At 64.0% G+C, this 2,574-nt stretch carries 2 protein-coding genes; one reads left to right on the top strand and one right to left on the bottom strand.

Translation table 11 applies throughout. The features are described 5' to 3' along the window. Positions 1-145: 145 nt before the first annotated feature. Positions 146-733, top strand: a complete 588-nt coding sequence (locus RB628_RS40230; RefSeq protein ID WP_318325601.1) for a hypothetical protein — start codon at positions 146-148, stop codon at positions 731-733. Between the two features lie 1,008 nt (positions 734-1,741). On the opposite strand, the gene RB628_RS40225 is transcribed toward RB628_RS40230, so the two are convergent. Then, the gene (locus RB628_RS40225; RefSeq protein WP_318325602.1) at positions 1,742-2,491 is read right to left on the bottom strand and encodes a transposase family protein; all 750 of its coding nucleotides are present in this window, start codon (positions 2,489-2,491) and stop codon (positions 1,742-1,744) included. Between the last annotated feature and the right edge of the window lie 83 nt (positions 2,492-2,574).

Genomic DNA, 2,574 nt, shown 5'->3' with positions numbered 1-2,574 from the left:
ACCATTCACACCAGACCCGTGACCTGCGACTTCACGATGCACACCACTCAATGGGGTACGCCGCTGCGGCGAAGCCCACGCCACACCGACGCCCAAGGACGTCCTCTTCGACGACCTGGTCCGCCAGACCGCCGCTGGCAGCATCGTGCCGATCCAGTTCCGCACCGCCACCAAACTGCACCGCTTCTGGGTCACCAGCACAGATCAGGAGCGCTACAACGACCTGCTCAGCGACACCACCCAACTTCCCCCAGCCAGGGAAGACAGCACTGCACCAGCCAGAGCCAGCCGCAACCGGCCTACCTGCCGCCCGAACCTCTCGGCGAATCCGCCGGCACAGTCGACACGGCAAGCCGCCCAGGATGCTGCGCCGCTCTCGCTACTGCCCACCCAACCCGCGGCGCCAGCCATTGAAGCGGAGAGCGATCGCGCATGCCGCTCAACCGCATCTTCGGAAGCAGACCGTTTCCAGCAGCCCGGATCAGAAGGCGGGGCAAGACACCTTGACTCGCTAATCGAGCTCCAGCAGGTCGCCAACAACGAGCACCGAAAGCTGCAGCAGCTGAACGGCAACGAAGAACGCGAACGGCAGCGGCGGGCGTGGTTCGAAGCGGCGTGCGAGGTACAGGCCGCAGTCACCCAATTCGCACGCTCCAAGGGCCTCAACCGCTACGAGGTGGAGAAGGAGCTGCGCGGCATGGTTCGAGGCACCGAAGGATCCTCGAACACGTAACTGCCCAAACACTTAGACGAGCCTCAACTCCACTCACCCCTCGGCTCAGCGCCGACTGCTGCGATCACAACCTGCCCCAAACCAACTGCTGTCGTTGGCTCGCAGAGTCTCCGCCGATCCCAGACCGATTGAAGAAACACCGCCCGATGCCGACGTCAAACCCGTCGAGGAACCATCCCCCCTCGCCTGCGAGAAGGTAGCGAGACCTACGCATTACGAGACCGTGAGCGTTCATGTTGCGTAGTGCCTGATCGTGCTACTGGGTGACGTTCTGCCTGATCAGAGCACGTGTGGCTGGTTGACCTGTCCTGCCTAGTGTTACGCCGTCCGAAGGCGTCCGGCCACCGGCTGGCCACCGAGGCGAGCACCGCTGGTGGCAAGAAGTAGGGTCCTCAGGATTGTTAGCCTCCCACAGACCCTCCTCCGATCACCCCGGAAAACGCCCCGTTCCTGGCCGTCGACATCGCCGGATTCTTGGCCTTTTCCTCAGGCTCCTCTTTAAACTGCTGGTTGGCGGCCTTCTGCTCAACGTCGACCGGCGCCATGTGGAACTCGGTTCACGCAAAGGGCTCCCTCGCGATCAAATCCGAGACGAAGGGCCAGATCAGATACTCAGACCACAAACCTCGTCGCAGAAAACAAACCGCCGACCTACGCATTACGACGGCCATAACGTAGCTCCTTCCTGCAGCAAGAGGTCCGCGCCTGTGCAGAGAGTGCGACAGCAGATGGCCAATCTCGGCTTGCGTGACGTCATCACCGCCGACCCGGTGGGTGAGTACCGGCTCCTCAAGCACGAACGCGGCGGGTACACCGCTCGGTAGAACGGCATCGTCGTGACCGCAATCCCGTACGAGCGAACTGGAACGGACAGGGACCGTTTCCCGGTATCCGTAGATCTGCAAGGGTCCGGGTACGAAGGTGGAGGCGTAGATTCAGATACGTCGTGCCGCCCACCACGCTCCGCTTGCACGCACCCAGATGTAGAGCAGCAGGTACTGAGGGTTTTCAGCGGTGCCGCTCCAGGGTGAGGACGGCCTTGGCGATTGACGTCATGCGGTTCGGGCTGCATCGGGCTCTGCGGAAGATTCGCCAGGATTTGAGGCGGGCGATTCCTCGTTCGACGGGTACGCGAGCGGCGGACAGCGCCCGGTTGACCGTCCGCTCGGTCGTGGTGAGTTCGCCTTGGGGCGGTCGGCGTTTGAGGGTGGTGACCCACTCGCCCGCGCCGATGTAGGCCATGTCGGCGAGAATGGGGACGCCTTGGCGCTCGCAGATCCTGATGATCTTGTGGATGCGGGCGGCGGTCAGGTCGTGTGTGCGGCCGGGCAGGGCCGGTGAGAGCCACAGGGTGCGACCGGCCGGGTCCGTGATGACCTGCACGTTCACACCGTGCCGCTTGTGCTTCGTCGAATAGTCCGCGCGCCCGTCGCCGACCCGGTCGCACTCGGCGAGCGTGCCGTCCACGAGAACGTAGTCAGGGTCTGTCTCGCGCAGGACCTTCAGCAGGCCCGGCGCCATGTCGGCCAGGTGCTCGACGACGGTGGTGACGTACGCGTGGGCGGTGCCGACGGAGATACGGAAACCTGCGGCGAGCTGAGCCAGGGGGTCGTGCCGGCGCAGGTATGCCAGAGCGATCACCGCACGCTCGGACGGCCGGAGTTTGCAGCGCCGGTCACCCTCACGGGTGACGATCAGCATCGTCACCCACTCCACGAGTGCGTGCGGCAGGTCGAGTGCGGCAGGATACGGGACCAACAGGGTTCCTGAGCTGGAGAGTTGAGACCTAAGGGCTGTCCCGTAACTGCGGGTCACGGGTGAGATGATCTTGATGTGGCTGG

Origin of the sequence: Streptomyces sp. ADMS (genome assembly GCF_033441795.1) — a bacterium.
Lineage (GTDB): Bacteria > Actinomycetota > Actinomycetes > Streptomycetales > Streptomycetaceae > Streptomyces.
The sequence above is the reverse complement of the archived record's forward strand: the minus strand, read 5'-3'. Positions and strand labels throughout refer to the sequence as shown.